This window comes from Bradyrhizobium sp. th-b2, assembly GCF_000426785.1.
Classification (GTDB): domain Bacteria; phylum Pseudomonadota; class Alphaproteobacteria; order Rhizobiales; family Xanthobacteraceae; genus Bradyrhizobium; species Bradyrhizobium septentrionale.
Genome location: NZ_AUGA01000239.1, coordinates 1 through 1,602, shown reverse-complemented (window position 1 = coordinate 1,602; position 1,602 = coordinate 1). Strand labels below are relative to the sequence as shown.

Here is a 1,602-nt window from a genome sequence, read left to right as displayed (position 1 = left end):
GCTCCAGCCCGCCTAGGCGCAATCAAGCACCCGTGCGCCGGTCGCATTGCCCGATCCCAAATTGCCAGTTCGCGGACTTCTTCAACACAATCGGCCCGTTTGAGACATGCCGACGGAGACCGAGGATGTCCGGTCATCGGGAAAGACCGGAAATGATAGGCCGATGATCAAAATGGCGCTAATGACTCAAAACAGTTCCAATCGGCGATGCCGAAGTTGCATAACAAAGAGGCGAACGCCATCACCGTTCCCTGCTTAAGGTGCCGAGATCATGAGATTAATTAAACGTCTTTTGCGACGTTTGCTGATTTTTGGATTAGGCATCTTTTGTGTCTGGTTGATCGTCTTTGTCGTCTTTGAAACCGCGGACCGCAGGTTACCCTGGATCCTGGCCGTCGGCATCACCTATGGAATCGCCGCGTATATTGTTCTGCCGCGCGCCATTCGCGTGGGACTGAAGATCCTCCAACGCAAACGTGTGCCTAGTTACACGATTACGGGCGACGGTTTGCCTGGCGACCCAGTGAACGTCGCACTCATAGGCACTCTCCAGCAGCTTCGCGTGGCCTTTGCAGCGCTCGGCTGGTCAGAAGCAGATCGGCTCAGTCTAGCCAGCTCATGGCGCATGATCCGTGCCTTCGTATTCAACTCTCCATACCCCAGCGCCCCATTTAGCACCCTCTATCTTTTTGGACGTGGCCAAGACATTGGTTTTCAAAAGGCGATCGATAATAGCCCACGAAAGCGCCATCACATCCGGTTCTGGGCTTTGAGCCAAACGCGTGCCCGGGACACCTGGGGAGCAGAGGACTTCTGGCTGAATACCAAACGCCCGCCGGACAATGAACGCGCTCTGTGGGTAGGAGCCGGCACCAGGGACACCGGCTTGTCCCTAACTCACCTTACATTTCAGATCACCCACGCCACGGACTCGGATACGAATGCAGAGCGCGACTATATCGTCGGTGAGTTGAGGAAAAATCGATCTATCGAGGCGGAGCAAGTGTATCAAGCCGGCCAAAATCTCCCCACCGAACGCGTCAACCACTACATTGCTGATGGCGAGGTCATGTTGGCAAGGTTGGTGGTAAATGACGATTGACGCTAAAGTCAGGCATCGCTGTCGCTATGTCACAAGCAGTCGTAGGAAATGTCCGCTTTACAGGCGGTCCTTGTGCCGTCATCGATCTCAACGGGAGCTGAGCCAATGAAATTCACCAAGCGGTCGCTTATCGTCATCTGCCTCGTCTTAGCAGTGCCTCCGTCCTTGAGTATTGGAAGACTCAATGCGCGCGATGCCGATGGCTCCACTAGCACCTTAGCGCGCGCACAGACCGCTAAGCAGCAATGCATAAGCACCTTTCGTGCACGCTATCGCGACTGTCGTCATCTGAACCAGTTGCCGTCGTTCGAGTGTCGGGATGTTTACCGGGACTGCGCCCGATACTCGTGTACTGGTCTAGGACCGGGATGACTGCCGTGCCTTTTGCTGCCCCGACCTCTCCATCTCTGCTGACCGCGTCGACGATCTGACCGAATGATGCTGCGCTGCATGAGTCCGGATGTGGCACTTAGCGGACCTACGCGCGTCCCAGATTGAGG

Annotated in this window: 1 protein-coding gene; it reads left to right on the top strand. The window is 55.6% G+C overall.

The genetic code is table 11. The features are described 5' to 3' along the window. The first annotated feature begins 271 nt into the window (after positions 1–271). Entirely contained in the window at positions 272–1,102 is an 831-nt protein-coding gene (locus tag K359_RS0147990; protein ID WP_029085253.1) for an LssY C-terminal domain-containing protein, read from the top strand. Positions 1,103–1,602: the final 500 nt, after the last annotated feature.

What these genes read in the sequence shown, in the direction of transcription:
- K359_RS0147990 (WP_029085253.1), top strand. Translation starts at nt 272, where the DNA reads ATGAGATTAATTAAACGTCTTTTGCGACGTTTGCTGATTTTTGGATTA.